This window comes from Serratia sp. JSRIV001, assembly GCF_019968745.1.
In the GTDB taxonomy this organism is placed as follows: Bacteria; Pseudomonadota; Gammaproteobacteria; order Enterobacterales; family Enterobacteriaceae; genus Chania; species Chania fonticola_B.
In genome coordinates this window covers 1,708,826-1,733,105 of the sequence record NZ_CP074147.1, presented here as the reverse complement: position 1 = coordinate 1,733,105, position 24,280 = coordinate 1,708,826, and the positions used below count along the sequence as shown (strand labels likewise).

Below are 24,280 nucleotides of genomic sequence, written 5' to 3'. Positions count from 1 at the left end.
TCTAAGAGGGCGCAATGATACGGGCGAAAGAGGGAGCCAACAAGCCTCCCGCCGATAAAATTAGCCTAGCTTGCGCAGCGGCTCACCGGCAATAAAGGCCTGGATATCGGCAATCGCTTCCCGGAAATAGGTGCGGTAGTTATCATCCGCGACATAACCCACATGCGGCGTAGCCAGCACGTTGGGCAAACGGCGCAATGGGTGATCGGCTGGCAGTGGCTCTACTTCAAACACGTCCAGCCCGGCACCGGCGATCTGCCCTGTTTGCAGCGCCTCAACCAACGCTTGTTGATCGACAATTGCCGCGCGTGAGGTGTTGATCAGGAATGCACTGGTTTTCATCTGCGCCAGCGCCTGGCGGTCGATCAGCCCACGGCTGCGATCGCTTAACACCAGATGGACCGAAACAAAGTCACTCGCTGCCAACAGCACCTGTTTTGACTCGGCAAGTTGCACACCGAATTCCTGTGCCCTTTCAGCCGTCAGATTTTGGCTCCAGGCCACGACGTTCATACCAAACGCCTGTGCCACCTTTGCCATCTGGCCGCCGATCTTGCCCAGCCCCAGTAAGCCTAACGTTTTCCCATGCAAAGTGATGCCAACATGTTGCTGCCAAGGCCCGTTGGCACGCAATCCGCTGCTTTCAGCCACCAGATGCTTGGCCAAGCCGAGGATCAGCGCCCAGGTCAGTTCCATCGGCGCTTCAGAACCGCTGGCGGTGCCACAAACGGTAATCCCTTGCCGGGTTGCCGCTGGCAGATCGATCGAAGCGTTGCGCATGCCTGAGGTGATCAGCAATTGCAGTTTTGGCAAACGGGCAAGCAATGCGGCGGTGAACGGCGTGCGCTCTCGCATAATCACCACGATCTCGCAGTCGTTGATGCGGCTCACCAGTTGGTCTTCATCATCAATATGCTCGCGCAGGGAGAAGACCTCAACCTGCTCGCCAAGGACGGACCAATCCGCCATCGTCAGCGCTACCCCTTGGTAATCATCAAGAATTGCACACTTCAATTTCATCTGGATCTCCTGAAACAGGCGAAAAAAAACCGCCAATAATTGGCGGTTCAGTATAGATCACTAATCGAGGATCACTCAGAGGGTTTATGGCTACGCGGACGGCGCGATGGAGCACCTGAACGTGGTTTGCCGTCACCCTGCGGGCGAGCACTGCCGCCGCCGCGATTTTCACGCTGACCGCCGCCATTGCCACTACGCTGGCCGCCACCGTTACCGGTACGCGGAGCGCCGCCGCCGTTGCCACGCGGAGCACCACGGCCACCACCAGCCTGACGGCCATTGATGATCGGTTCGGCTTTGATGCTTGGGTCCGGCTCATAGCCTGGCAGCGCAATACGTGGAATTTCACGCTTGAGCAGGCGCTCAATATCACGCAACAGTTTGTGTTCATCCACGCAGACCAACGAGATCGCCTCACCGGTACGTTCGGCACGGCCAGTACGGCCAATGCGGTGGACGTAATCTTCCGGTACGTTTGGCAGTTCGTAGTTCACCACGTGTGGCAACTGATCGATATCCAGGCCGCGCGCAGCGATGTCGGTAGCTACCAGCACACGGATTTTGCCGTCTTTAAAGTCGGCAAGTGCGCGGGTACGTGCGCCCTGGCTTTTATTGCCGTGGATAGCCGCAGCGGTGATGCCATCTTTATTCAGTTGTTCAGCCAAATGGTTGGCACCGTGCTTGGTACGGTTAAATACCAGCACCTGCTTCCAGTCACCTTCGCCGATCATCTGGGAAAGCAGTTCACGCTTACGCTTCTTATCGACAAAGTGAACGCTCTGTTCAATTTGCTCAGATGCGGTGTTGCGGCGAGCCACTTCTACCGAGGCCGGGTTGGTCAGCAGTTTACTGGCCAGCCCTTTGATCTCATCGGAGAAGGTCGCGGAGAACAGCAGGTTCTGACGCTTGGCAGGCAGCTTGGACAGCACGCGGCGGATATCATGGATAAAGCCCATATCCAGCATGCGGTCGGCTTCGTCCAGCACCAGAATTTCAATTTTGGACAGATCAACCGCGTTCTGATGTTCCAGATCCAGCAGGCGACCCGGCGTTGCCACCAGGATGTCGACGCCGCCGCGCAGCTTCATCATCTGCGGGTTGATGCTCACACCACCAAACACCACCAGCGAACGCAGGCGCAGGTGTTTGCTGTAAGCCTCAACGTTTTCACCGATTTGTGCAGCCAGTTCACGGGTTGGCGTCAGGATCAACGCGCGCACCGGGCGGCGGCCTTTGATTGGGTGATCGTGTTTGCTCAGCAGCTGTAATAGCGGCAAGGTAAAACCAGCTGTTTTACCGGTGCCGGTCTGGGCGCTGGCCATCAGGTCACGGCCTGCCAATACCACCGGGATTGCCTGGCGTTGAATTGGCGTAGGTTCGCGATAGCCCTGTTCTTCAACAGCGCGCAGAATTTCAGCACTTAAGCCGAGGGTTTCAAATGACATAGTAGAGAAAAACTCCAGATCCCCCCTAACCTAAACAAATGTTCGGTGCAGTTTCCGGGAGGATGATCAGACGGGGCATAAGGAGGTACTCGCACTTTTTTGCGGCACATCCTCGGCATGACCTCGAGGGATTGGCACAAACTGCAGTGCACCAAGCGCGAGAGTGTAGCAGAAATCGAACAAGAAAAGGCAATTTTACGTGTTCACAGCACTTTTCGCCGAGCAAGCTCACGGAAAAGCAAAATGTTCTGGCCTGTGGTTTACATTTTAGCCCGTCCGGCCTAAAGTTAATCATATGATTGATTAACTTTTTGGGTCAACCTATGTCCTCTGCAGAAAACCCGCCGCTAAGCCCTCTCAAACGGGGTGAGCAAGCGCGCCAACAACTGCTCACCGCCGCGATTGAAGTGTTCGGCGAATATGGCCTTTCGGGTGCCACCACGCGGCAAATCGCCCAGCGTGCCGGGCAGAACATCGCCGCTATCACCTACTATTTCAACTCGAAAGAGGGATTATACCTGGCGGTAGCCCAGTGGATTGCCGACTTTATCCAGCAAAGTTTCCGCCCACTGAGCGAAGAAATCGAACGTTTCTATCAACTGCCCGCGGAGCAACGCCAGCCGGAGCGTTATCTCTACCATCTCAAAAGCGGGTTGCTGGCCTTCAGCCAACTGATGACCGAGCCCCACACGCTCAATCTGAGCAAGATTATGTCTCGCGAACAGCTTTCGCCAACCGATGCTTATCCGCTGATCCACCAGCAAGTGATAGCCCCGTTGCATCACTTACTGTGTCGCCTGTTAGCGGGCTACACCGGCATCGATGAGCGTTCCACCAAAATCGTCTTGCATACCCATGCGCTGATCGGTGAGGTTCTGGCATTCCGCGTTGGCCGGGAAACTTTGCTACGCCAGGCAGGCTGGCATCAGATCGCGGCAGAAGAAGCCGAGCAAATTAGCGAGGTGCTGGCCGAACATATCGACATTCTGGTTAACGGGCTACGCCAGCGTTACGCCGTCTAACTTTCCGTCTTGCAGTCAAGGAACATTATGAACAAGAAAAGAGTTGCCATTGTGGGTATAGCGATCGTGCTGATCGCCGCTGCGGCCTACGGTTTCTGGTCTTACCAACGCCAGCAGGACAAGCCTTTGACGCTGTATGGCAATGTAGATATCCGCACGGTCAACCTGGGTTTCCGCGTTAATGGCCGGTTGGCCTCACTGGCGGTAGACGAAGGGGACAGCGTGCAACAGGGGCAGCTGCTGGGCAAACTGGACGATGCCCCTTACCAGAACGCGTTGCTACAGGCACAGGCCAACGTTGCCAGCGCCAAAGCCAAACTGGATTTATTGCAGGCAGGCTACCGCAACGAGGAGATTGCTCAGGTACGATCCGAAGTGGCGCAACGGCAGTCGGCCTTCAGTTATGCCGACAGCTTCTTCCAACGTCAGCAGGGGCTATGGGCGAAAAAGGCCACCTCTGCCAACGCCCTGGAAGATGCCCGCACCGCGCGTAATCAGGCGCAGGCAAATTTGCAGGCGTCGAAAGACAAACTGTCGCAATACCTGACCGGTAACCGCCCACAGGAAATCGAACAGGCCAAAGCCAATCTGGCACTAGCCGAGGCAGCACTGGCGCAAGCCCAGTTGGATCTGCATGACACCACCCTGCTCTCACCGTCCGTTGGTACGGTAATGACGCGAGCCGTGGAGCCAGGCACCATGCTCAGCGCTGGCAGCACAGTGTTTACCCTATCGTTGACGCGGCCGGTATGGGTTCGTGCCTACATCAATGAAGCCAGCCTGGGTAGCGCTACGCCAGGTACCGAAGTCTTGATCGAGACCGACAGCCGCCCTGGCAAGCCTTATCACGGCAAGATCGGCTTTGTTTCCCCCACCGCGGAGTTCACTCCCAAAAGCGTAGAAACGCCAGATTTGCGTACCGATCTAGTCTACCGCCTGCGGATCATCGTCAACGATGCCGATGATGCCTTGCGTCAGGGGATGCCGGTTACCGTCCATTTCACACAACCGTAAGGAACCGTGATGGCACAGGCACATACGATTGAACTGGTGGCGTTGGAAAAACGCTTTCCATCACTCGATAAACCAGCGGTAGCCAGCCTGACGACCACGTTGCGCAGTGGCGCGGTGACCGGGCTGGTTGGCCCCGATGGCGCGGGCAAAACTACTCTGCTGCGCATGTTGGCAGGTTTGCTGCTCCCCAGCAGCGGCAAGCTGACCGTCGCCGGGTTGGATCCGATCGCACAGGATCGCCAGTTGCACGCCATTCTCGGTTACATGCCGCAAAAGTTTGGGCTGTATGAAGATCTGACGGTGATGGAAAATCTCACGCTTTATGCCGATCTGCGCGGAGTCACCGGCGATCTGCGTAAGCAAACCTTTGAGCGGTTGCTGACGTTTACCGATCTGACCCGCTTTACCGAACGTCTGGCGGGTAAGCTTTCCGGCGGGATGAAGCAAAAGCTAGGGCTGGCCTGTACGCTGCTTGGTCAACCTCAGGTGCTGCTGCTGGATGAGCCCGGCGTCGGCGTCGATCCCATTTCACGTCGTGAACTGTGGCGAATGGTGCATGAGCTGGCCAACGACGGCATGCTGATCCTGTGGAGTACCTCCTATCTAGACGAAGCTGAGCAGTGCCGCGAAGTGCTGCTGATGAACGAAGGTGAGTTGCTGTTCAGCGGCGCGCCACAGGATCTTACCCAGCGCATGGCTGGCCGTACCATTTTGATCGACACCCCAGCCGGTAGCCACCGATCGCTGTTGCAGAGGGCGATCTGCCTGCCTGCGGTTAGCGACGGTGTGATCCAGGGGAAATATCTGCGGCTGATCCTCAAGCCGGGTGAAGATCACCAGCAGGTATTGCGGGATCTGGATCTGCCACAGGCCGAATTAACCGAGGCCGATCCGCGTTTTGAGGATGCGTTTATCGATCTGCTGGGCGGCGGCCCGAACAGCAAATCCGCCCTGGCCGAGATCATGCCTACGGTAACGGGCGACAACTCGGAAACGGTGATCGAAGCACAGGGGTTGACCAAAAAATTCGGCGACTTTGCGGCCACCGATCATGTGGATTTCAAGGTGCAGCGCGGCGAGATTTTTGGCCTGCTTGGCCCCAACGGCGCGGGCAAATCCACCACCTTCAAGATGATGTGTGGCCTGCTGGTACCTAGCGATGGCAAAGCGCTGGTGCTCGGTATGGATCTAAAAACCAGCTCCGGCAAAGCGCGCCAGCATCTGGGCTATATGGCGCAGAAATTTTCGCTGTATGGCAACCTGACGGTGGCCCAGAACCTGAAGTTTTTCTCTGGCGTTTATGGGCTAAGCGGTAAGAGCCAGCGCGATAAAATCGAGGAGATGTCTCGCGCCTTCAACTTCGCCCCGATCCTCAACCAAACGCCGGATTCGCTTCCGCTCGGTTTCAAACAGCGGCTGGCGCTGGCCTGCGCGCTGATGCATGAGCCAGATATTCTGTTTCTTGATGAGCCCACCTCGGGCGTCGATCCCCTGACCCGGCGCGAGTTCTGGCTGCACATCAACGGCATGGTGGATAAAGGCGTGACGGTGATGGTCACCACCCACTTTATGGATGAAGCGGAATACTGCGATCGTATCGGCCTGGTGTATCGCGGCAAAATCATCGCCGCCGGTACGCCAGACGATCTCAAACAGCAGATAGCCAGCGAGCAAAACCCCAACCCTTCGATGGAAGAGGCGTTTATCGAACTGGTGCAGGGTTACGATCGGGAGGAGACAGCATGAGCAGCGACAACGGCTTTTCCTGGCGGCGGCTGCGGGCATTGTGCCTGAAAGAAACCCGGCAGATATTGCGCGATCCCAGCAGCGGACTGATTGCCTTCGTCATTCCGTTGATGCTGCTGTTTATCTTTGGCTACGGCATCAATCTGGATTCCAGCAAGCTACGGCTGGGGATCCTGATGGAGCAGCAAAGCGAAGAGGCTCGCGATCTGGCCAATGCCTTTATCGGCTCGCCCTATATTGAACCGACCGTCAGCGATAACCGCCAGCAGCTGATCCAGATGATGCAGGCTGGCAGCATCCGCGGCCTGGTAGTGATCCCCAGCGATTTTGCCGAGCATTTGGCAAGGCCCAACGACCGCGCTCCGTTGCAGGTCATTACTGACGGCAGCGAGCCCAATACCGCCAACTTTGTGCAAGGCTATACCCAGGGGATCTGGCAAATCTGGCAGCAACAGCGCGCCACCGATCTGGGGCGTGATGACAAGCCACTGATTGAAGTCCAGATGCGCTACTGGTTTAACCCGGCGGCCATCAGCCAGCACTTTATTATTCCGGGGGCCATCACCATTATCATGACGGTGATCGGTGCCATTCTGACCTCGTTGGTAATCGCCCGCGAATGGGAGCGTGGCACCATGGAGGCACTGCTTTCCACCCAGGTCACACGCAGCGAGCTGCTGCTGTCCAAGCTGGTGCCGTACTATTTCCTGGGCATGATCGCCATGGTGCTGTGTATGGTGGTTTCGGTATTTGTACTCGGCGTGCCCTACCGTGGCTCCCTGCTGCTGCTGTTCGTGATCAGTAGCCTGTTCCTGGCCAGCACGCTCGGCATGGGGCTGTTAATCTCGACCATCACCCGCAACCAGTTTAACGCGGCAATGGTAGCCCTGAACGCCGCCTTTTTACCTTCAATTATGCTGTCTGGATTTATCTTCCAGATCGACAGTATGCCCGCCGTGGTGCGTGCGGTGACCTATATCATTCCGGCGCGCTACTTTGTCAGCACGCTGCAAACACTGTTCCTGGCGGGCAACATCGGCACCGTGTTGGTGATTAACCTGCTGTTTTTGATCGCCTCGGCGGTGGTGTTTATCGGCCTGACGGCCTGGAAAACCCAGCGGCGGCTGGATTAAGGGGAAGCCATGTATCACCGTCTCTGGACGTTGATCGTTAAAGAAATGCAGTCGTTGCTGCGCGATCCGCAGACCCGCGCGATCCTGATTATGCCGGTGTTGTTGCAGGTGGTGTTGTTCCCGTTCGCCGCCACGCTGGAAGTCACCAACGCCACCATCGCGGTGTACAGTGAGGACAGCGGCCAGCACTCCATTGAGCTGACTCAGCGCCTCGCCAAAGCCAAAGCCTTTTCTCACGTGCTGTTGTTACGCAGCCCGCAGGAGATTAGAACCACCATTGATAATCAGAAGGCGCTGCTGCTGGTCCGCTTCCCGGCCAACTTCTCACGGGATATCGCCAGCGGTAATACCGCGCCGTTGCAGTTGATCCTCGATGGTCGTAACTCCAACAGCGCGCAGATCGCCGCCAACTATGTGCAACAGATCGTGCAGGACTACCAGAATGAGCTGATTGGGCAGCGTACCAAGCCCAACAACAGCGAACTGGTGGTGCGTAACTGGTATAACCCGAATCTGGATTACAAATGGTTCGTGGTGCCTTCGCTGATCGCGATGATCACCACCATCGGCGTACTGATCGTTACCTCACTTTCCGTCGCGCGTGAACGTGAGCAAGGCACGTTAGAGCAGTTATTGGTTTCGCCTTTAACCACCTGGCAGATCTTTATCGGCAAGGCGGTACCGGCCCTGATCATTGCCACCTTCCAGGCTTCGATCGTGTTGTTTATCGGTATCTTTGCCTATCAGATCCCGTTTGCCGGTTCGCTGCTGCTGTTCTATGGCACCATGCTGGTTTACGGGCTGTCTTTGGTGGGCTTCGGGCTGCTGATTTCTTCGCTGTGCGCGACGCAGCAGCAGGCATTTATCGGGGTGTTTGTGTTTATGATGCCGGCGATACTGCTTTCCGGCTATGTCTCGCCAGTGGAGAATATGCCGGTTTGGCTACAGCATCTTACCTGGGCCAACCCTATCCGCCACTTCACCGATATCACCAAGCAGATCTACCTCAAGGATGCCGGTTTCGGCATTATCTGGCACAGCCTGTGGCCATTACTGGTGATCACCGCCACCACCGGCAGCGCGGCCTATGCCATGTTCCGGCGCAAGATTGCCTGAATTTCGGGCGTAAAAAAACCGACGGGTGAGGTCGGTTTTTTTACTTTCCGGCACTGAGTTGGTGGCTCTAGCCGGAGTGAGGCAGTCCACATCTAACGTAATCAGTATACGCAGGATTTGATTGATTTTCAAACTACCGCATAGACGATATAATCAGCAGGTTAGCTCTGTTTGCTGCGGAACTCTGGTCTGCGAGGGAAAGTATTCAAGTCCTGGCTGGAGTGACGGGTGGTGCCGGTTCTGGTGCTCTAGCCAGAGTGAAGCAGTCCACATCTAACAATGAAGGGCAACCCCTATAACAGGCAGTGTAAGGGCAAGTAGGGGGCTTTCACTCCATTTATGGAGAAAACGGGTGAAAGCTTTAATCGATAAAGTTCTCATCGTTCTGAAAGCGCTGGTTGCGCTGCTGGAACTGATCCGCCGGTTCATCGATTGATGATGGTGGAAACGTAGCTAAGGCCGGGGAGTTAACCACTCTCCGGCTTTTAATATTTCTGTGCAACGGTGAAGTGAAGCGCTATGGAAATGATGTTAAACCGTAAACAGAATGCGTAGAATATGCGTACTGTAATTTAATTGCTTATGGAGGGCGATTTGACGGAATCGGCGGTAGTTAAGGACAACACTTTTGACAGCATGGTCCGTTTTGGGTTGAAGATGGCCTGGTTCAACCTGTTAGCCTTGGTCATTATACTCATGGTAGCCTCTTTCGTGCCTGACGAAACGGCGGAGTGGATCGTTCTCGTAGTGAGTATCCTCTGCTTCATCAATATAACGATGAATATCCTGGTATTTTGCTTTGCTTTGGTTGGACTATTTAAATCCAGATTAAAGTGGTCAGCATTGCTAGCTATGTTTATCGTTTTAGTGAGTTTTGCACTTTATCTTATTGTAATAATAGCATCTTTCCAAACCAGCTAGATTTTAAATATGCAGGGCAATATCTAGCTGATTGCCCTGCTCGCTTAACCTTTCAAATATTCATTAGTTAGTAATGTTTAGGATTGCGCAATTTTTTCAGCCGATTTCTTGGTAAAACCTTCTATCGGGTTCCAACCATCCAACCCTTTGACTTCTTTGAGATAGTAGGCATAGTTGGCAATCATGGCACAAGTACCTGCATAGGCAATATTAATACCGCGGATCGCTGGTTCCAGATTCATTGCTGTCCCAGCATCAATAATTATCAGAATCACATTAAGCACTACAACCGCACCGAATAGCACCAACCCTTTCTTCCATAAACCAAGAATGCAGAAATAAATAATACCAAAGAAAAAAGCATAAAAGTTAAAGACATATTTAGTACGGGCGAGGAATTTCATATTTTTTATCGTGTCTTTGTATTGCTGTGAGTGGATATTTCCAGCCACACTGTCAAACAGAGCAAAACGATCTTTCCATTTTTGACTTAATTCGGTCTTATCCATGATAGCTTTTCACAATCCATATTATTATCATCCTAAGTAAAAGACAGATATGACTTTTACCCTCCCTATCCATCGGATATTAAACAAAAAAAACCTTATAGATGTCAAGGTGATAATTTTTCAACCAGAAACCAGAAAAATCCCATAAAAAAGCCCCGTGTTAAAACGGGGCCAGATATTTATTGCTGAGCTAGCGTATTAGCGGCGGTTGCCGAAGATACGCAGGAGCATCAGGAACAGGTTGATAAAGTCGAGATACAGCGTCAATGCGCCAACGATAGCGTATTTGCGGAAGCTGTCTTTATCATCGGCATTCAGCTGTTCACCCATCGCTTTCAGTTTCTGGGTGTCATACGCCGTCAGGCCCACAAATACCAGCACGCCGATATAGGTGATTGCCCACATCAGCGCCGGGCTTTTCAGCCAGATGTTCACCAGTGAAGCCAGCACAATACCAATCAGCCCCATAAACAGCATACTACCGAAACCGCTCAAATCGCGTTTGGTCGTGTAGCCGTACAGGCTCATCGCGCCGAACATACCCGCAGTGACCACGAAGGTGCTGGCGATCGAGCTATAGGTGTAGGCAATGAAGATGCTCGATAGCGTTAACCCGGTCAGCGCCGAGTAAAGCATAAATAGCCCAGTGGCCATGGTGCCGCTCAGGCGGTTAACCATGCCGGAAATCACAAACACCAGGCCCAACTGCAGGATAATCAGCCCAAAGAAGGTGATCTGGCTAGAGAAAATAAAGTTGATGATCGCAGGCGTATGCGCTGCATACCAGGAAACAAATGCGGTCAACAGCAAGCCACAGGTCATCCAGCCATACACCTGCGCCATATAAGCCTGAATGCCGCTGTTGGCACGTTCAACGATCGAACCATTACGTGGATATCGGTCCATGACGGTTACCTTTTACATGTGAGCCAAGTTTCGGGGAACTTCCCCTGCCAATAGTAAGCGTATCACAGAAAACGCTACGCGAAACGGGCAAAGGTATTGATTTATTTCCGCTGTTGAGGCGCGATTTACCAACGCTTGGCGGCTTGTTTATCCGTATCGCGAGCCTCTACCCAGCGGTCTCCCTGCCCGGTCGCCTCACGTTTCCAGAAGGGAGCTCGGGTTTTCAGGTAATCCATAATAAATTGTGCCGCCTCAAAGGCCATACTGCGGTGGGCGCTGGTCACGCCGACAAACACAATTTCATCACCAGGAAAGAGATCACCGATACGGTGGATCACCGTTACCCGTTGCAATGGCCAACGGGTTCTTGCCTCTGCAACGATCTCTTCAAGGGCTTTTTCAGTCATGCCAGGGTAATGCTCCAACGACAGCGCGCTGACGTCATCCCCCAGATTGTGATTGCGTACCTTGCCGGTAAAGGTCACCACCGCGCCGTCATCATCACACTGTGCCAGCCACTGGTATTCTTCACCTACGCTAAAAGTTGCCTGGCCAACGCGGATACGAGTATTTTCCACTGTTAACCTCCGGTTACCGGTGGAAAGAAAGCCACTTCATCACCGGCTTGCAGCGGATGCTCTGCGGCCACCAGCGATTGGTTGACCGCCGTCAGCAATTTACCGGGCTCCAGCGCCAGCGCCCAACGATCGCCACGCTCGCACAGCGATTTACGCAGCTCTTCAACCGTAAGATACTGCGCTGGCAGGTTCAGCGTGCTGGTGCCGACCAGTTCACGCACCTGGGCGAAAAACAGAATAGTGATCATAATTCCACCTTAAAATCACCGGACTTGCCGCCGCTTTTTGCCAGCAGCCGCACCGGGCCAATGACCATATCTTTCTGTACCGCTTTGCACATGTCGTAGATGGTGAGCGCGGCCACCGAAGCGGCAGTCAACGCCTCCATTTCAACCCCGGTTTTACCGGTCAAACGGCAGCAGGTTTCGATACGCACGCGGTTAAATTCCGGCTGCGCTTCGAGCTGTACTTCCACCTTGCTCAGCATCAACGGATGGCAAAGGGGGATCAGTTCCCAGGTACGCTTCGCGGCCTGAATACCGGCAATACGCGCCGTGGCGAATACGTCGCCTTTATGGTGGCTGCCGTCGATAATCATCGCCAGCGTTGCCGCCTGCATTTCAACAAAAGCCTCGGCACGGGCTTCACGTACCGTCTCCGCTTTGGCAGAGACATCGACCATATGGGCCTCGCCAGCGGCGTTAATGTGGGTTAGCTGCGTCATGGATTATTTCTTCAAATGGGGTAAGAAGTTGCACGGGCGATGGCGCGCGTCCAACTGTTCTTCAATAATACGTTCCCAGGCGGTACGACAGGCGCGGGTGGAACCCGGCATGGCGAAGATCACCGTCTGGTTGGCAATACCGGCCACCGCGCGGGACTGGAGGGTCGCGGTGCCGATCTCTTCGTATGACACCATGCGGAACAGTTCGCCGAACCCTTCCACTTCACGGTCAAACAGCGGCAATAGCGCTTCTGGCGTATTGTCCCCGGAGGTAAAGCCGGTGCCACCGTTAATCAACACGGCCTGCACGTCATCGCTGGCAATCCATGCGGAAACCTGCGCACGGATCTGATAAATATTGTCTTTGACCAAGGCACGAGCCACTACCTGATGGCCGGTTTCCTGCGCGGCTTCCTGTAGATATTGCCCGGAGGTGTCGTCCACTTCAGTGCGGCGATCCGAAACGGTCAGAATGGCAATCTTTGCCGCAATAAATTCACTGCTGATTTGGCTCATTGTGTGTTGTGCTCCTGCTCATTGGATGCTCGGTTAGACTTGGCGTTGCCCCCTCACCCTAACCCTCTCCCACAGGGAGAGGGGACCGATCGAGCTCATATTAATCATCTGGCGTTCCCCGAGGCTATAGGGGACGTGTTAACCGCCGATAAACGATAAGTTCTGCGTGAGACCGCTATTGCCCTGATGCAGGAAGTGGGTCTGCTTTTTGGTTTGCAGCCCGCTTTGAATGCGCATTTTCAGCTGTTCCAACTGGCCGTCATCCGCCAGCAGATCGCGTAGGGTAATCCCTTGCTCACCAAACAGGCACAGATGCAGATTGCCAATGGCGGAAACCCGAAGGCGGTTGCAACTGGCACAGAAATCTTTTTCGTACGGCATGATCAGCCCAATCTCGCCCTGATAATCCGGGTGGCTGAATACCTGCGCCGGGCCATCGCTGCGGCCACGGACTTGGCGCTGCCAGCCCTGCTGCTCCAACTGCAGGCGGATCACTTCGCCAGACACATGGTGCTTGCGGAACAGATCGCTGCCATCGCCGGTTTCCATCAGTTCGATAAACCGCAGTTGGATTGGCCGATCCTTGATCCAGTTAAGGAAGCTGCCCAGCTGCTGGTGATTGACATCACGCATCAGCACCGCATTCACCTTCACCTTGCTGTAACCGGCGGTAAAGGCGGCATCGATGCCCTCCATCACCTGGCGGAACTTGTCCTGGCCGGTGATGGCATGAAACTGGCGTGCATCAAGGCTGTCTACGCTAACGTTAATCGCCGTGAGGCCCGCATCACGCCAACTGGCCACATCACGTGCCAGACGATAGCCGTTGGTGGTTACAGCCAAGGTTCGGATGGCCGGGTTTTCGCGCACGGCGGCAATAATGTCGGTAAAATCGCGGCGTAAAGAAGGCTCACCGCCGGTCAGGCGTACCTTTTCGGTACCCAGTTCGGCAAAGGCACGGCTAACGCGCCGAATTTCATCCAGAGAGAGGAAGGTCTTGGGGCTGCCGCTCGGTTTATAGCCATCCGGCAGACAGTAGGTGCAACGAAAGTTACACACGTCGGTGATCGACAGGCGCAAATAGTAGAATTTGCGCTCAAAAGCATCAATAAGTTGCGGCACCTGTAACACCTTCCAAATACGGGAGATGCGAGCGTTTCCACTCTGCACCCTGGTGGCTGACTTCGCCACGGCCAAGATACCCTATCGCTCCAAAGAACAACGTAGGTACCAAGGCTAGGAGTTTTGATCCCATCCCCGCTACCTCAAGTAGCCGGAACGAAACCGTGGTTTTCCAGAGAATTCTAGCGCTAAACAGCCGCGATAGCCAATGTGGATTAACGCTATATACTTGTGTATACAGCGAATTTTCACCCTCTCAAGTCTGGATAACCATAATAAACAACCGTTACGCCAGCGAATTGACCAGAATCACGCAAATCGCACTCTTTATCGCGTTTTTGTGTCAAATCCGCTACTTTATGCAGGCAGTCTACCTACCCTGAGTTAAGGAATTTTATGCGCAACCGTACCCTGGCCGATCTTGATCGCGTCGTGGCATTAGGTGGTGGTCACGGTCTTGGCCGTGTGATGTCTTCGCTGTCGTCGTTGGGCTCTCGCCTGACCGGCATTGTCACCACGACCGATAACGGCGGTTCTACCGGCCGCATCCGCCGTTCTGAAGGCGGCATTGCCTGGGGTGACACCCGTAATTGCCTCAATCAGCTGATTACCGAGCCTAGCGTCGCCTCGGCGATGTTTGAATACCGTTTTAGCGGCAACGGCGAGTTGGCGGGGCATAACCTGGGGAATCTGATGCTGAAAGCCTTGGATCACCTGAGCGTGCGCCCACTGGAGGCGATCAATCTGGTTCGTAGTCTGCTAAAGATCGACGCGGCGCTGATCCCGATGTCGGAGCAACCGGTCGATCTGATGGCCCACGATCATGAGGGGCACCAGGTCTACGGTGAAGTCAATATCGATCAACTGAGGATCATGCCGCAAGAGCTGATGCTCTCACCGCCGGTACACGCCACCCGTGAAGCGGTTGAGGCAATCGCGCAGGCCGATCTGATCCTGATCGGGCCAGGCAGTTTTCTTACCAGCCTGATGCCACTGTTGCTGCTAGAAGATCTGACTCAGGCCCTGCGACGCAGCAGCGCCAATATGGTGTATATCGGTAACCTGGGCCGCGAGCTGAGCGTCGCCGCAGCCGCACTGACGCTGCAAGACAAACTGGCGCTGATGGAAGAGAAGATCGGCCGTAAAATGATTGACGCCGTGATCGTTGGCCCGGCGGTGGATACCAGCGCCATGCAGGATCGCATTGTGGTGCAACAACCGCTGGAAGCCAGCGATATCCCGTATCGCCACGATCGACAACTATTACGCCAGGCGCTGGATACCGCATTGGAACAGCTAGCTAGCCGCGGTTAATCTTGACCACGGAGCCAAGGATTGTCGCTAACGCTGTCGATGTAGAGATCTTCCACCTGCTTGCGTGCCCACGGGGTACGGCGCAAGAACTTGAGGCTGGATTTGATGCTCGGATCGCTGCTGAAGCAGTTGATGCGAATACGCTCTGCCAGCCCGTTCCAGCCATATTGGGCTACCAGCTTGTTCAGCAGTTGCTCCAGCGTAATGCCGTGTAACGGGTCTTTGGATGGGGTTGCGGTCATGGCGGCTACTCGTCTCAATACTTGGGGCGCACACCTTAATCAGCAAACGGGCGTACGGCAAGAAAATTTACCGGGGCGTGCATACCACGCCCCTTGGGTTCATTATGATAGCGCGATAAATTGCTCGCGCAGCTGGTGAATTTCATCACGCACCGCAGCAGCCTGTTCGAACTCCAGATTCTGCGCATGAGAATACATCTGTGCCTCCAGCTCCTGGATTTTTTGCTCCAGCGCTTTGGGGGTGAGCAGTTGGTATTGCGCCGCGCTCTCTGCCGCTTTGCCCTTCCCTTTGTGCTTGCCACGGCTGCTTGGTTGCCCAAGCTGCAGAATATCCGCAACCTTCTTGTTCAGGCCCTGAGGTACGATACCGTTGGCTTCGTTATGCGCCTGCTGCTTGGCGCGGCGGCGTTCCGTTTCACCGATCGCCTTGGCCATGGAATCGGTGATCCTGTCGCCATACAGGATCGCTTTACCGTTGAGGTTACGCGCCGCTCGGCCAATGGTCTGGATCAGTGAGCGCTCAGAACGCAGGAACCCTTCCTTGTCTGCGTCCAGGATCGCTACCAGCGACACCTCTGGCATGTCCAGGCCTTCCCTTAACAGGTTGATGCCCACCAGCACGTCAAACTCGCCCAGACGCAAATCACGGATGATTTCGACACGTTCTACCGTATCGATGTCCGAGTGCAGATAACGCACCCGCTCCCCGTGCTCTTCCAGGTATTCTGTCAGGTCTTCTGCCATGCGTTTGGTCAACGTGGTGACCAGTACGCGCTCGTTGATAGCCACGCGCTTGCGGATCTCGGAAAGCAGATCGTCCACCTGAGTGGTCACCGGGCGCACTTCCACGATCGGATCCAGCAGGCCGGTTGGGCGCACCACCTGATCGATAATATCGCCGCCGGATTTCTCCAGCTCATATTTGCCCGGCGTGGCGGACACGTAGATGGTCTGCGGTGCCGCAGCGGCAAACTCTTCAAAACGCATTGGCCGGTTATCCAGCGCCGAAGGCAGGCGGAAGCCATATTCCACCAGCGTCTCTTTACGCGAGCGGTCGCCTTTGAACATGCCGCCGATCTGCGGGATGGTGACGTGGGATTCATCTACCACCAGCAACCCGTCAGCCGGCAGATAGTCGAACAAGGTTGGCGGTGGCTCGCCCTCACCGCGCCCTGAAAGATAGCGCGAGTAGTTTTCGATACCGGAGCAGTAACCCAGCTCGTTCATCATTTCCAGATCGAACTGGGTACGCTGCGTCAAGCGCTGTTCTTCCAACAGCTTGTTGTTTTCCAGCAGCACTTTGCGCCGCTGAGCCAACTCCACCTTGATCTCTTCCATCGCCTGCACGATACGTTCACGCGGGGTGACGTAGTGAGATTTGGGATAAATGGTAAAGCGTGGCACCACCTGCTCAATCTGGCCGGTTAGCGGATCGAACAGCGACAGGCGTTCGACCTCTTCGTCGAACAGTTCAACGCGCAGCGCCAGCTCATCCGATTCCGCCGGGAAAATGTCGATCACTTCGCCACGCACGCGGAAGGTGGCGCGCTGGAAGGCCTGATCGTTGCGGGTATATTGCAGCTCGGCCAGACGGCGCAGGATCGAACGCTGATCGATGATCATGCCCTTGGTCAGGTGCAACATCATTTTCAGGTACAGATCCGGATCGCCCAGGCCGTAGATCGCGGAAACCGAAGCCACCACTACCACGTCACGCCGTTCTAGCAGCGCTTTGGTGGCCGACAGGCGCATCTGCTCGATATGTTCGTTGACCGAGGCGTCTTTCTCGATAAAGGTATCGGAGCTAGGTACATAGGCTTCTGGTTGGTAGTAATCGTAGTAGGAGACAAAATATTCCACCGCATTCTCGGGAAAGAACTCTTTCATCTCGCCATACAGCTGGGCCGCCAGGGTCTTGTTGGGCGCCAGCACCATGGTGGGCCGGTTGAGATCGGCGATCACATTGGCGATGGTAAAGGTTTTACCCGAGCCGGTAACCCCCAGCAGCGTTTGGTGCGCCAGGCCGTCTTCCAGCCCCTCTTCCAACTTTTGGATGGCTTGCGGCTGATCGCCGGCCGGTTTGAATTCGGAATGCAGTTTGAAATGTTTGCTCATATCCCCATCATCTTTCAGGTTTGCGGCCAGACGGTAGCGGCCTAATTATGGAAAGACCGGAAGATTTCCGCCAGTGCCCATGATACTGGATATAAAACCAGCTTCAAGCGGATTTACGCTATTACGGCCGTTAACGGGGCGCGAACGCACCGGCAAGGTGACAATACCATGACATTTTTATTGTCAATCACCCTGTTATCCCCAGAATGCGATACAAATTAACTTTTGGCCCGGATTGCGCTGAAAAACTGCCCATCGACACATTAACGATATCCGTTGGCTTGATTTTAATTAACCTGTTGATATTAAATTACTTTAATAAAAAGACGAGAATGCGGACAACCTGCGCACAACCCGCGCCCGCTCTCTGTTCACACCGCTTTTCTAAGTATAATGCACAAGGTTATCCACAGGAATAGTGGATAACTCTCACTACCCCATGGGGGGCGGGAGTTGCGGAAAGAACGCTTTTCCCAATGAAACGTCAACTGAGTCGGTTTTTTAGTTATTTTTTTACAATAATTCTGCTTTGGTTATGCCGATTAATGCTAAAAGCCGTGATAACTAAAACGCTCTTTTCGCTATTTTGCTTTTCAGGGGTTGCAAGTTGCGGCAACAACCTTTAGGGCTTGCACCAACAGTTCGCCGTGCCGCACGGTAACGGTGCAAAAAACGCCCAAGTTAACTTTATTGCCCTGACAGCCCCCTGCATACCGGGCTTAAATCAGTTAACAAAACACTAACAAACCACCTTTTTTGTTGCGCAACACCTGATGGCCTAGGAATTGCATATCCTGGTTCAGGGGCGTTACCTTGCAGAAGAACCGGCAAACTCTGGCGAAAATCGGCCGCAGCCAGCTCGGTTATCTTCGGCGAAAAAGTTCATTGCATACCAAAACCCCCCCCTAGAGCCGCCAAACGACCGGTAGCGGCCATTTTCCAATTTTTAGCCTGAGCCGCGATTAGGGTAATCAGCACAGCATTTTCCACACCCGGGAGAGACACCGCTTGCTGCGGTCAACGTTATCCATACGTGAATATCGGTCTTGGAGGAGATGCCAAATGTTAAGCTTAAGGGCGGTAAACCAATATTATGGGCAACAGCATACGCTGTGGGATGTCAGCCTTGAGTTACCTCGTGGGCAATGCACCCTGTTGCTTGGCCGCAATGGAGTGGGCAAAACCACGCTGATCAATTGCATCATGGGACACCTGCCGATCGTCAGCGGCAGCATGACCTGGCAGTTGGCGGATGAGCCACCGCAAAACCTGTTGCCACAGCCGGTAGAAAACCGGGCGTTACTGGGCATTGGTTACGTGCCACAAGGGCGGCAAATCTTTTCCCAACTCAGCGTTGAAGAGAACCTGCAGGTGGCCTTGCTGGCCGGGCGTGACAAGGTCCGCCGTATGCCACCCATCATTTACAATCTGTTCCCCCGGCTGCAGGCGATGCGTATGCGCCGTGCGGGCGACCTGTGCCAAAGTGAGCAACAGCAGTTGGCATTAGGCCGCGCTCTGATGCTGGAGCCGGAACTGCTGATCCTGGATGAACCCACCGCCGGTATGTCACCTTCCCTGGCGACGGAGATCGGCCAGGTACTCCGTAAGCTGAATCAGGAACTGGGCATGACCATTTTGCTGGTTGAGCACCAACTCCCCTTTGCCCGCCATCTGGCCGACCGCTTCTACTTGATGGATAAAGGCCGTAACGTGGCCAATGGCACGCTGGGGCAGTTGGATGAGGGGCTGATTGATGCCTATCTGACGGAGTGATTTGGCCCCTCCGTGGGCCATCAGGTTAAGGGTTCAACCTGGTTAAATCGAGATACTGTCCCAATGCCTGCTGTTCTACCTGCGGTAAATGTGGGATCTCGCCCAACAGGGGAGCGGGCAATAGGCGGCAAAGAGTGGCAAGGTACTCTTGATGGCGTTTTCCTGGCGGGGTAACGTCATTGGCGATCCAGCCTGCCAGGGTCAGACCTGACTGTTGGATCGCCAACGCAGTCAACAAAGCATGATTGATGCAGCCAAGCTTGATGCCCACCACCAGGATCACCGGCAGCTGCTCCTGCTGTGCCCAGTCGGCAAAGGTTTCATGCTCAGAAAGTGGAGTGAACCAACCGCCGGCACCCTCTACCAACAGCCAGTCCGCACGTTGTTCAAGATGACGTAAACCGGCGGAAAGCCGTGCCAGCGAGATAGGCCGCCCTTCGGCCTGGCTGACAATATGCGGCGAAGTCGGTTCGGCAAAGGTGTAAGGGTTCACTACGGCGTAATCCAGCGCTACGCTGCTGTTTCTCTGCAGCGACAGCGCATCGCCGTTGCGTAACCCTTCATCGGTCATCTCACTGCCTGACGCCACCGGTTTATAGCCAGCACAGCGCCATCCCGCCGCGCTGGCGGCCTGTAGCAAGGCGCTGCTGGCCACGGTTTTTCCCACTTCGGTGTCGGTTCCGGTAACGAACCAGCGCTTAATCACGATAAATCACTCCATAAACCAAATGATAACTGAGAGGAAACTGCCCGTCCCGGCAAGGATAGGCAGCCTGCAATGCGGCAAGCCGCTGGCGGGAAAGCAGGCCAGCCTCGCGTCCTTGATGCAGGTGAGTCGCACCGATGCCCTTTAGCGATCGCATCAACGTCATCACGTCGGGATAACTGAGCGTTTGCCAATTTGCCGTAAGCTGGTGCCGGTAGGGATGACAGGCGGCGGCGATCTGAGTTGGCGGCAGGAAGTCATTAACATGACGCTCGCCATCGACTTGCTGCCAGGCGTCGCCTAACTCGTGCAAAGCCCCTTGTGCCAAAGTAGCGAACAGGATCAGTCCACCGGGCCGCGTCACCCGATACAACTCAGCCAGCGCCAGAGGCAAATCGCTGCACCACTGCACCACCAGGCTGCTAAAACAGATATCCACCGAGGCGGTCGGCAAAGGGATATGTTCGATATCCCCCAGCAAATAGCGATCCGCCGCTTGCTGCTGACGGGCAAATGCCAGCATGCCCGGAGCCAGATCCAGCGCGCTGACCTGCTTGCCCAGCTCGCGCCAGCGACGGCTGAAATAGCCCGTGCCGCAACCGGCATCCAACACCTGTTGGCCTGGATGAGACAGCCCCATCCCCAGTAAGCGTTCACCAACCTCCCGTTGCAGCACGGCTGCGGTATCGTAGCTCGCCGCTGCCCGGCTGAAGGCCGCCGCCACCGCCTGCTTGTTCACCGTATCAATGGCAGACGTCATGCAGTACCTCCAACAAGCGATCGATATCCTGTGGCTGGTGTGCCGCAGTGAGCGTAATACGTAACCGCGCCCCCCCCGGCGGCACCGTCGGCGGACGAATGGCGCTGACCCACAATCCCTGCTCTCGCAGGCGCTGCGCCAAATCCAGCGCCTGTTGGTTATCCCCCACCAGCAACGGTTGGATAGCGGTATCCGACGCGGTTAGCGTTAACGGCAGACCCGCCACCCCGGCACGAAAATGCTGGATGTGTTTTTGCAGCCGACTACGTAGTTCATCCCCTTGCTGAATACAGCTTAACGCGGCCTGCAAGGCACAGGCTTGGGCGGGCGGCATCGCGGTGCTGTAAATCAGATGGCGGGCGAATTGCAGCAGATATTCCGCCAACGGCTCATCGCAGAGGATCGCCGCGCCGCTGACGCCAAATGCCTTGCCAAAGGTGACGACCAGCACTTCCGGGTGCACACCTTGCTGCCAGCAACTGCCGCGCCCCTGCTCGCCACGTACGCCAATCCCGTGCGCATCATCCACCATCAGCCAGGCACCTGCCTGCTGCGTCAACCGATGTAGTTCGACCAACGGTGCGCTATCCCCGTCCATGCTGAACACCCCTTCGGTGATCGCCAACTGTTGGCCTGCACAGTTTTTTTGCAGCAAGGTGGCCAATGCCTGGGGCTGGTTATGCCGAAAACGCCGCAGTTGCGCCGGTGAGTGAGTGGCCGCTTCCAATATAGAGGCGTGGCTGAGCTTATCCGCCAAAATGCGATCGTCGGCCTGCATCAGGGCAGCCAGCAATGCCTGATTGGCCGCGTAGCCGGAAATAAACAGCAGCGCACGCGGGTAGCCGAGCCACTCCGCCAGTTGCTGCTCCAGCTCATGATGAGCATGGCAAAAACCGGTGACGTGGCCGGAACCGCCGCTGCCAACGCCGTAACGCTGCGCCCCCTGCTGCCAGGCGGCAATCACCTCAGGATGTTGGCTCAGGCCCAGATAGTCGTTGCCAGAAAAATTCACATAGCGCTGGCCGTCGAGTTGCAGATAGCGGCCATTACCGCCTTGATTCACCTGACGTTGCCGATAAGCAGCGGCTCCTCGCCGCTCCTCAAGCGCCTGTTCGATCCGTTGCTGCCAGCTCATTACAGCGCCGCGTTGTAGAATTCGGCGGTATCGGCGTGCAGCAACTGCTCGGTCAGCACCTGTTGCTGCTGATTGTCGCCCTGTTCGGTGGCGGTTTGCTGCGGATTCAGGCCCAGCTTGCGGAACAGTTGCAGATCCTTGTCCTCTTCCGGATTAGGCGTGGTCAGCAGTTTGCAGCCATAGAAGATGGAGTTGGCCCCAGCCATAAAGCACATCGCCTGAGTCTGCTCGCTCATCTGTTCACGGCCTGCCGACAGGCGGACGTAGGACGTCGGCATCATGATGCGGGCAATGGCAATGGTGCGGATAAAGTCGAACGGATCGACATCGTCATTATCGGCCAATGGCGTGCCTTTCACCTTCACCAGCATATTGATCGGCACGCTTTCCGGGGGTTTGGGCAGATTGGCCAGTTGCACCAACAACCCGGCGCGGTCACGCACCGTTTCGCCCAGCCCGACAATCCCACCGGAGCAGACTTTGATCCCGGCGTTGCGCACCTTATCCAAGGTATCCAGACGTTCCTGATAGCTGCGGGTGGTGATGATGTTGCCGTAGAATTCCGGCGAGGTGTCCAGGTTATGGTTGTAGTAATCCAGCCCCGCTTCGGCCAGCCGTTCGGCCTGCGCGCCATCCAGCGTGCCCAGCGTCATGCAGGTTTCCATCCCCATCGCCTTGACGCCCTGCACCATCTGTTGCAGATAAGGCATATCGCGCTCATGCGGGTTTTTCCAGGCAGCCCCCATACAGAAACGGCTCGAACCGGCCGCTTTGGCCTTGCGCGCCGATTCCAGCACCTGTTCCACCTGCATCAGCCGCTCGGATTCCAGGCCGGTTTTATAACGCGAACTTTGCGGGCAGTACTTACAGTCTTCCGGGCAGGCACCGGTTTTGATCGACAGCAGCGTACTGACCTGCACCTGTTGCGGATCAAAATGTTGGCGGTGAATAGTCTGTGCTTCGAACAGCAGTTCGAGTAAGGGTTTATCAAACAGGGCCTGGGCTTGCCCCACTGTCCAGCGAATGCGGTCGGCCATTTACGGCGTCTCCAAAAGGGAAAAAAGTGTCGTCAGTGTAGAGTTTGCGATTATACTGTCAACCATTCTATTAAAATTTGGTTTACGGTTAATGTCTGTTTCCCCCTGCGATATTGAATTCGATCGACGCCACATCTGGCACCCTTACACCTCCATGACCCAGCCCTTGCCTTGCTATCCGGTGGTGTCCGCCAGCGGCGTCGAGCTGCAACTGGACGATGGCCGCCTACTGGTGGATGGCATGTCTTCCTGGTGGGCGGCGATCCACGGTTACAATCATCCACAGTTGAATCAGGCAGCCGTACAGCAGTTGGAAAAAATGTCGCATGTGATGTTCGGTGGCATCACTCATCCTGCCGCTATTGAACTGTGCCGCAAGCTGGTAGCGATGACGCCGGAAGCGTTGCAGTGCGTATTCCTGGCAGATTCCGGATCGGTGGCGGTCGAAGTGGCGCTAAAGATGGCGCTGCAATATTGGCAGGCCCGTGGTGAACGGCGGCAGCGCATTCTGACCTTACGCCATGGCTATCATGGTGATACCTTTGGCGCGATGTCGGTCTGCGATCCGGACAACTCCATGCACAGTCTGTATCAGGGCTATTTGGCCACCCACCTGTTTGCCACCGCACCGCAATGCCGTTTTGACCAGCCTTGGGACGAACAGGACATTGCCCCGTTTGCCGAATTACTGGATCAGCACGCCGGGGAAATAGCCGCTGTGATCCTGGAGCCAGTGGTGCAAGGTGCCGGTGGAATGCGCATCTATCATCCAAGTTATCTGCAACGCGTGCGGGAGCTGTGCGATCGCCACCAAATCCTGCTGATTGCCGACGAGATCGCCACCGGTTTTGGCCGCACAGGCAAAATGTTTGCCTGTGAACATGCCGGCGTAGTGCCGGATATTCTTTGCCTGGGCAAAGCGCTGACCGGTGGCTATATGACCCTTTCCGCCACCCTGACCACGCGCCACATAGCAGAAACGATCAGTAACGGAGCCGCAGGCTGCTTTATGCATGGGCCAACCTTTATGGGCAACCCGCTAGCCTGTGCCGTAGCCTGCGCCAGCCTGTCCTTGCTCGAGGAAAATCACTGGCAACATCAGGTCGCCGCCATTGAAACACAGCTTAAACAGCAGCTCTTACCGCTGGTGGCATCACCCAAAGTGGCCGACGTGCGGGTGCTTGGGGCGATTGGCGTGGTGGAAATGCATCAGCCGGTGGATGTGGCGTTGCTACAACGTGGCTTTGTCGAACGCGGCGTGTGGATCCGGCCCTTCGGTAAACTGATCTACCTGATGCCGCCTTATATCATTACGCCAGAGCAGCTCACCCGGCTGACGGCAGCAATCGCCGTGGCGGTGGAGTAACGGTTTTAAGGTTGTATTGTGGCGGCAAACCGATCTAGCTTAGGGGTTCGGTATTTTAGA

At 55.4% G+C, this 24,280-nt stretch carries 24 protein-coding genes and 1 riboswitch; of the genes, 9 read left to right on the top strand and 15 right to left on the bottom strand.

Annotated features, from left to right (window positions below):
• Positions 1-60 precede the first annotated feature (60 nt).
• Positions 61-1,020, bottom strand: a complete 960-nt coding sequence (locus tag KGP17_RS07885) for a D-2-hydroxyacid dehydrogenase family protein (RefSeq protein WP_223499126.1) — start codon at positions 1,018-1,020, stop codon at positions 61-63.
• A gap of 71 nt (positions 1,021-1,091) precedes the next feature.
• Positions 1,092-2,465 (bottom strand): ATP-dependent RNA helicase RhlE, encoded by a 1,374-nt coding sequence (gene rhlE / locus KGP17_RS07880; RefSeq protein WP_021180406.1) that lies wholly within the window; start codon positions 2,463-2,465, stop codon positions 1,092-1,094.
• A gap of 323 nt (positions 2,466-2,788) precedes the next feature.
• Between rhlE and cecR the strand changes: the two genes are divergently transcribed.
• The 6 genes from cecR to dinQ all read left to right on the top strand — a co-directional run bounded on the left by cecR (position 2,789) and on the right by dinQ (position 8,932).
• Positions 2,789-3,487 (top strand): transcriptional regulator CecR, encoded by a 699-nt coding sequence (cecR, locus tag KGP17_RS07875; protein ID WP_021805219.1) that lies wholly within the window; start codon positions 2,789-2,791, stop codon positions 3,485-3,487.
• 27 nt (positions 3,488-3,514) lie between these two features.
• A complete protein-coding gene (gene hlyD / locus KGP17_RS07870; RefSeq protein ID WP_021805220.1) occupies positions 3,515-4,501 on the top strand; it encodes a secretion protein HlyD in 987 nt (328 codons plus the stop codon).
• Between the two features lie 9 nt (positions 4,502-4,510).
• Complete coding sequence (locus KGP17_RS07865) at positions 4,511-6,247, top strand: ATP-binding cassette domain-containing protein (RefSeq protein WP_021805221.1); 1,737 nt, start codon at positions 4,511-4,513, stop codon at positions 6,245-6,247.
• Positions 6,244-7,380 carry an ABC transporter permease gene (locus KGP17_RS07860; protein WP_021805222.1) on the top strand — a complete coding sequence of 379 codons (1,137 nt, stop codon included), beginning with the start codon at positions 6,244-6,246 and terminating at the stop codon, positions 7,378-7,380. The genes KGP17_RS07865 and KGP17_RS07860 overlap by 4 nt, the downstream gene beginning before the upstream one ends.
• 9 nt (positions 7,381-7,389) lie before the next feature.
• Complete coding sequence (locus tag KGP17_RS07855; protein ID WP_223499125.1) at positions 7,390-8,496, top strand: ABC transporter permease; 1,107 nt, start codon at positions 7,390-7,392, stop codon at positions 8,494-8,496.
• A 352-nt stretch (positions 8,497-8,848) separates the two neighbouring features.
• Positions 8,849-8,932, top strand: coding sequence for a damage-inducible type I toxin DinQ (gene dinQ, locus KGP17_RS27965; protein WP_363136641.1), 84 nt, complete (start codon positions 8,849-8,851; stop codon positions 8,930-8,932).
• Between the two features lie 562 nt (positions 8,933-9,494).
• Here the strand turns inward: dinQ and KGP17_RS07850 are convergent.
• The 7 genes from KGP17_RS07850 to moaA all read right to left on the bottom strand — a co-directional run bounded on the left by KGP17_RS07850 (position 9,495) and on the right by moaA (position 13,772).
• Entirely contained in the window at positions 9,495-9,926 is a 432-nt protein-coding gene (locus tag KGP17_RS07850; RefSeq protein ID WP_059200189.1) for a DUF2628 domain-containing protein, read from the bottom strand.
• Positions 9,927-10,124: 198 nt separating this feature from the next.
• On the bottom strand, positions 10,125-10,832 hold the full coding sequence (locus KGP17_RS07845; RefSeq protein ID WP_021180400.1) for a Bax inhibitor-1/YccA family protein: 708 nt from the start codon (positions 10,830-10,832) through the stop codon (positions 10,125-10,127).
• A gap of 125 nt (positions 10,833-10,957) precedes the next feature.
• Positions 10,958-11,410: a molybdopterin synthase catalytic subunit MoaE gene (moaE, locus tag KGP17_RS07840; protein ID WP_021805225.1), complete on the bottom strand. Its 453-nt coding sequence runs from the start codon at positions 11,408-11,410 to the stop codon at positions 10,958-10,960.
• 2 nt (positions 11,411-11,412) lie between these two features.
• A complete protein-coding gene (moaD, locus tag KGP17_RS07835) occupies positions 11,413-11,658 on the bottom strand; it encodes a molybdopterin synthase sulfur carrier subunit (protein ID WP_021805226.1) in 246 nt (81 codons plus the stop codon).
• A complete protein-coding gene (moaC, locus tag KGP17_RS07830) occupies positions 11,655-12,134 on the bottom strand; it encodes a cyclic pyranopterin monophosphate synthase MoaC (protein ID WP_021180397.1) in 480 nt (159 codons plus the stop codon). Before moaC ends, moaD begins: the two co-directional genes overlap by 4 nt.
• Before the next feature lie 3 nt (positions 12,135-12,137).
• Complete coding sequence (moaB, locus tag KGP17_RS07825; RefSeq protein WP_021805228.1) at positions 12,138-12,650, bottom strand: molybdenum cofactor biosynthesis protein B; 513 nt, start codon at positions 12,648-12,650, stop codon at positions 12,138-12,140.
• 138 nt (positions 12,651-12,788) lie between these two features.
• Positions 12,789-13,772: a GTP 3',8-cyclase MoaA gene (gene moaA / locus KGP17_RS07820; RefSeq protein WP_021180395.1), complete on the bottom strand. Its 984-nt coding sequence runs from the start codon at positions 13,770-13,772 to the stop codon at positions 12,789-12,791.
• Positions 13,763-13,905: riboswitch (molybdenum cofactor riboswitch) on the bottom strand. (Overlaps the previous gene by 10 nt.)
• A 263-nt stretch (positions 13,906-14,168) precedes the next feature.
• On the opposite strand from moaA, the gene yvcK reads away from it, so the two are divergent.
• Positions 14,169-15,086, top strand: coding sequence for a uridine diphosphate-N-acetylglucosamine-binding protein YvcK (gene yvcK / locus KGP17_RS07815; protein WP_021805230.1), 918 nt, complete (start codon positions 14,169-14,171; stop codon positions 15,084-15,086).
• On the opposite strand, the gene KGP17_RS07810 is transcribed toward yvcK, so the two are convergent.
• Positions 15,083-15,328 carry a VF530 family DNA-binding protein gene (locus tag KGP17_RS07810; RefSeq protein ID WP_021180393.1) on the bottom strand — a complete coding sequence of 82 codons (246 nt, stop codon included), beginning with the start codon at positions 15,326-15,328 and terminating at the stop codon, positions 15,083-15,085. The two genes, yvcK and KGP17_RS07810, sit on opposite strands and share 4 nt — an antisense overlap.
• 102 nt (positions 15,329-15,430) lie before the next feature.
• Positions 15,431-17,443: an excinuclease ABC subunit UvrB gene (gene uvrB, locus KGP17_RS07805; RefSeq protein WP_021805232.1), complete on the bottom strand. Its 2,013-nt coding sequence runs from the start codon at positions 17,441-17,443 to the stop codon at positions 15,431-15,433.
• A gap of 1,062 nt (positions 17,444-18,505) precedes the next feature.
• Between uvrB and KGP17_RS07800 the strand changes: the two genes are divergently transcribed.
• Positions 18,506-19,216: an ABC transporter ATP-binding protein gene (locus KGP17_RS07800; RefSeq protein ID WP_223499124.1), complete on the top strand. Its 711-nt coding sequence runs from the start codon at positions 18,506-18,508 to the stop codon at positions 19,214-19,216.
• Between the two features lie 25 nt (positions 19,217-19,241).
• Here KGP17_RS07800 and bioD read toward each other — a convergent pair whose 3' ends face one another.
• From bioD to bioB, 4 genes are read right to left on the bottom strand one after another with little or no spacing between them, the layout of a single operon-like run.
• The gene (bioD, locus tag KGP17_RS07795; protein ID WP_059200186.1) at positions 19,242-19,922 is read right to left on the bottom strand and encodes a dethiobiotin synthase; all 681 of its coding nucleotides are present in this window, start codon (positions 19,920-19,922) and stop codon (positions 19,242-19,244) included.
• Positions 19,915-20,682 (bottom strand): malonyl-ACP O-methyltransferase BioC, encoded by a 768-nt coding sequence (gene bioC, locus KGP17_RS07790; RefSeq protein WP_094982705.1) that lies wholly within the window; start codon positions 20,680-20,682, stop codon positions 19,915-19,917. The genes bioD and bioC overlap by 8 nt, the downstream gene beginning before the upstream one ends.
• A complete protein-coding gene (gene bioF, locus KGP17_RS07785; RefSeq protein WP_218519675.1) occupies positions 20,666-21,817 on the bottom strand; it encodes an 8-amino-7-oxononanoate synthase in 1,152 nt (383 codons plus the stop codon). Before bioF ends, bioC begins: the two co-directional genes overlap by 17 nt.
• Positions 21,817-22,854 carry a biotin synthase BioB gene (bioB, locus tag KGP17_RS07780; protein ID WP_021805237.1) on the bottom strand — a complete coding sequence of 346 codons (1,038 nt, stop codon included), beginning with the start codon at positions 22,852-22,854 and terminating at the stop codon, positions 21,817-21,819. Before bioB ends, bioF begins: the two co-directional genes overlap by 1 nt.
• 91 nt (positions 22,855-22,945) lie before the next feature.
• On the opposite strand from bioB, the gene bioA reads away from it, so the two are divergent.
• Positions 22,946-24,220 carry an adenosylmethionine--8-amino-7-oxononanoate transaminase gene (gene bioA, locus KGP17_RS07775; protein WP_223499123.1) on the top strand — a complete coding sequence of 425 codons (1,275 nt, stop codon included), beginning with the start codon at positions 22,946-22,948 and terminating at the stop codon, positions 24,218-24,220.
• Positions 24,221-24,280: the final 60 nt, after the last annotated feature.

Bases quoted from the DNA above. Each gene is read 5' to 3' on its own strand.
- KGP17_RS07885 (WP_223499126.1), bottom strand. From the start codon at position 1,020: ATGAAATTGAAGTGTGCAATTCTTGATGATTACCAAGGGGTAGCGCTG.
- rhlE (WP_021180406.1), bottom strand. From the start codon at position 2,465: ATGTCATTTGAAACCCTCGGCTTAAGTGCTGAAATTCTGCGCGCTGTT.
- cecR (WP_021805219.1), top strand. From the start codon at position 2,789: ATGTCCTCTGCAGAAAACCCGCCGCTAAGCCCTCTCAAACGGGGTGAG.
- hlyD (WP_021805220.1), top strand. From the start codon at position 3,515: ATGAACAAGAAAAGAGTTGCCATTGTGGGTATAGCGATCGTGCTGATC.
- KGP17_RS07865 (WP_021805221.1), top strand. From the start codon at position 4,511: ATGGCACAGGCACATACGATTGAACTGGTGGCGTTGGAAAAACGCTTT.
- KGP17_RS07860 (WP_021805222.1), top strand. From the start codon at position 6,244: ATGAGCAGCGACAACGGCTTTTCCTGGCGGCGGCTGCGGGCATTGTGC.
- KGP17_RS07855 (WP_223499125.1), top strand. From the start codon at position 7,390: ATGTATCACCGTCTCTGGACGTTGATCGTTAAAGAAATGCAGTCGTTG.
- KGP17_RS07850 (WP_059200189.1), bottom strand. From the start codon at position 9,926: ATGGATAAGACCGAATTAAGTCAAAAATGGAAAGATCGTTTTGCTCTG.
- KGP17_RS07845 (WP_021180400.1), bottom strand. From the start codon at position 10,832: ATGGACCGATATCCACGTAATGGTTCGATCGTTGAACGTGCCAACAGC.
- moaD (WP_021805226.1), bottom strand. From the start codon at position 11,658: ATGATCACTATTCTGTTTTTCGCCCAGGTGCGTGAACTGGTCGGCACC.
- moaC (WP_021180397.1), bottom strand. From the start codon at position 12,134: ATGACGCAGCTAACCCACATTAACGCCGCTGGCGAGGCCCATATGGTC.
- moaB (WP_021805228.1), bottom strand. From the start codon at position 12,650: ATGAGCCAAATCAGCAGTGAATTTATTGCGGCAAAGATTGCCATTCTG.
- yvcK (WP_021805230.1), top strand. From the start codon at position 14,169: ATGCGCAACCGTACCCTGGCCGATCTTGATCGCGTCGTGGCATTAGGT.
- KGP17_RS07810 (WP_021180393.1), bottom strand. From the start codon at position 15,328: ATGACCGCAACCCCATCCAAAGACCCGTTACACGGCATTACGCTGGAG.
- uvrB (WP_021805232.1), bottom strand. From the start codon at position 17,443: ATGAGCAAACATTTCAAACTGCATTCCGAATTCAAACCGGCCGGCGAT.
- KGP17_RS07800 (WP_223499124.1), top strand. From the start codon at position 18,506: ATGTTAAGCTTAAGGGCGGTAAACCAATATTATGGGCAACAGCATACG.
- bioC (WP_094982705.1), bottom strand. From the start codon at position 20,682: ATGACGTCTGCCATTGATACGGTGAACAAGCAGGCGGTGGCGGCGGCC.
- bioF (WP_218519675.1), bottom strand. From the start codon at position 21,817: ATGAGCTGGCAGCAACGGATCGAACAGGCGCTTGAGGAGCGGCGAGGA.
- bioB (WP_021805237.1), bottom strand. From the start codon at position 22,854: ATGGCCGACCGCATTCGCTGGACAGTGGGGCAAGCCCAGGCCCTGTTT.
- bioA (WP_223499123.1), top strand. From the start codon at position 22,946: ATGTCTGTTTCCCCCTGCGATATTGAATTCGATCGACGCCACATCTGG.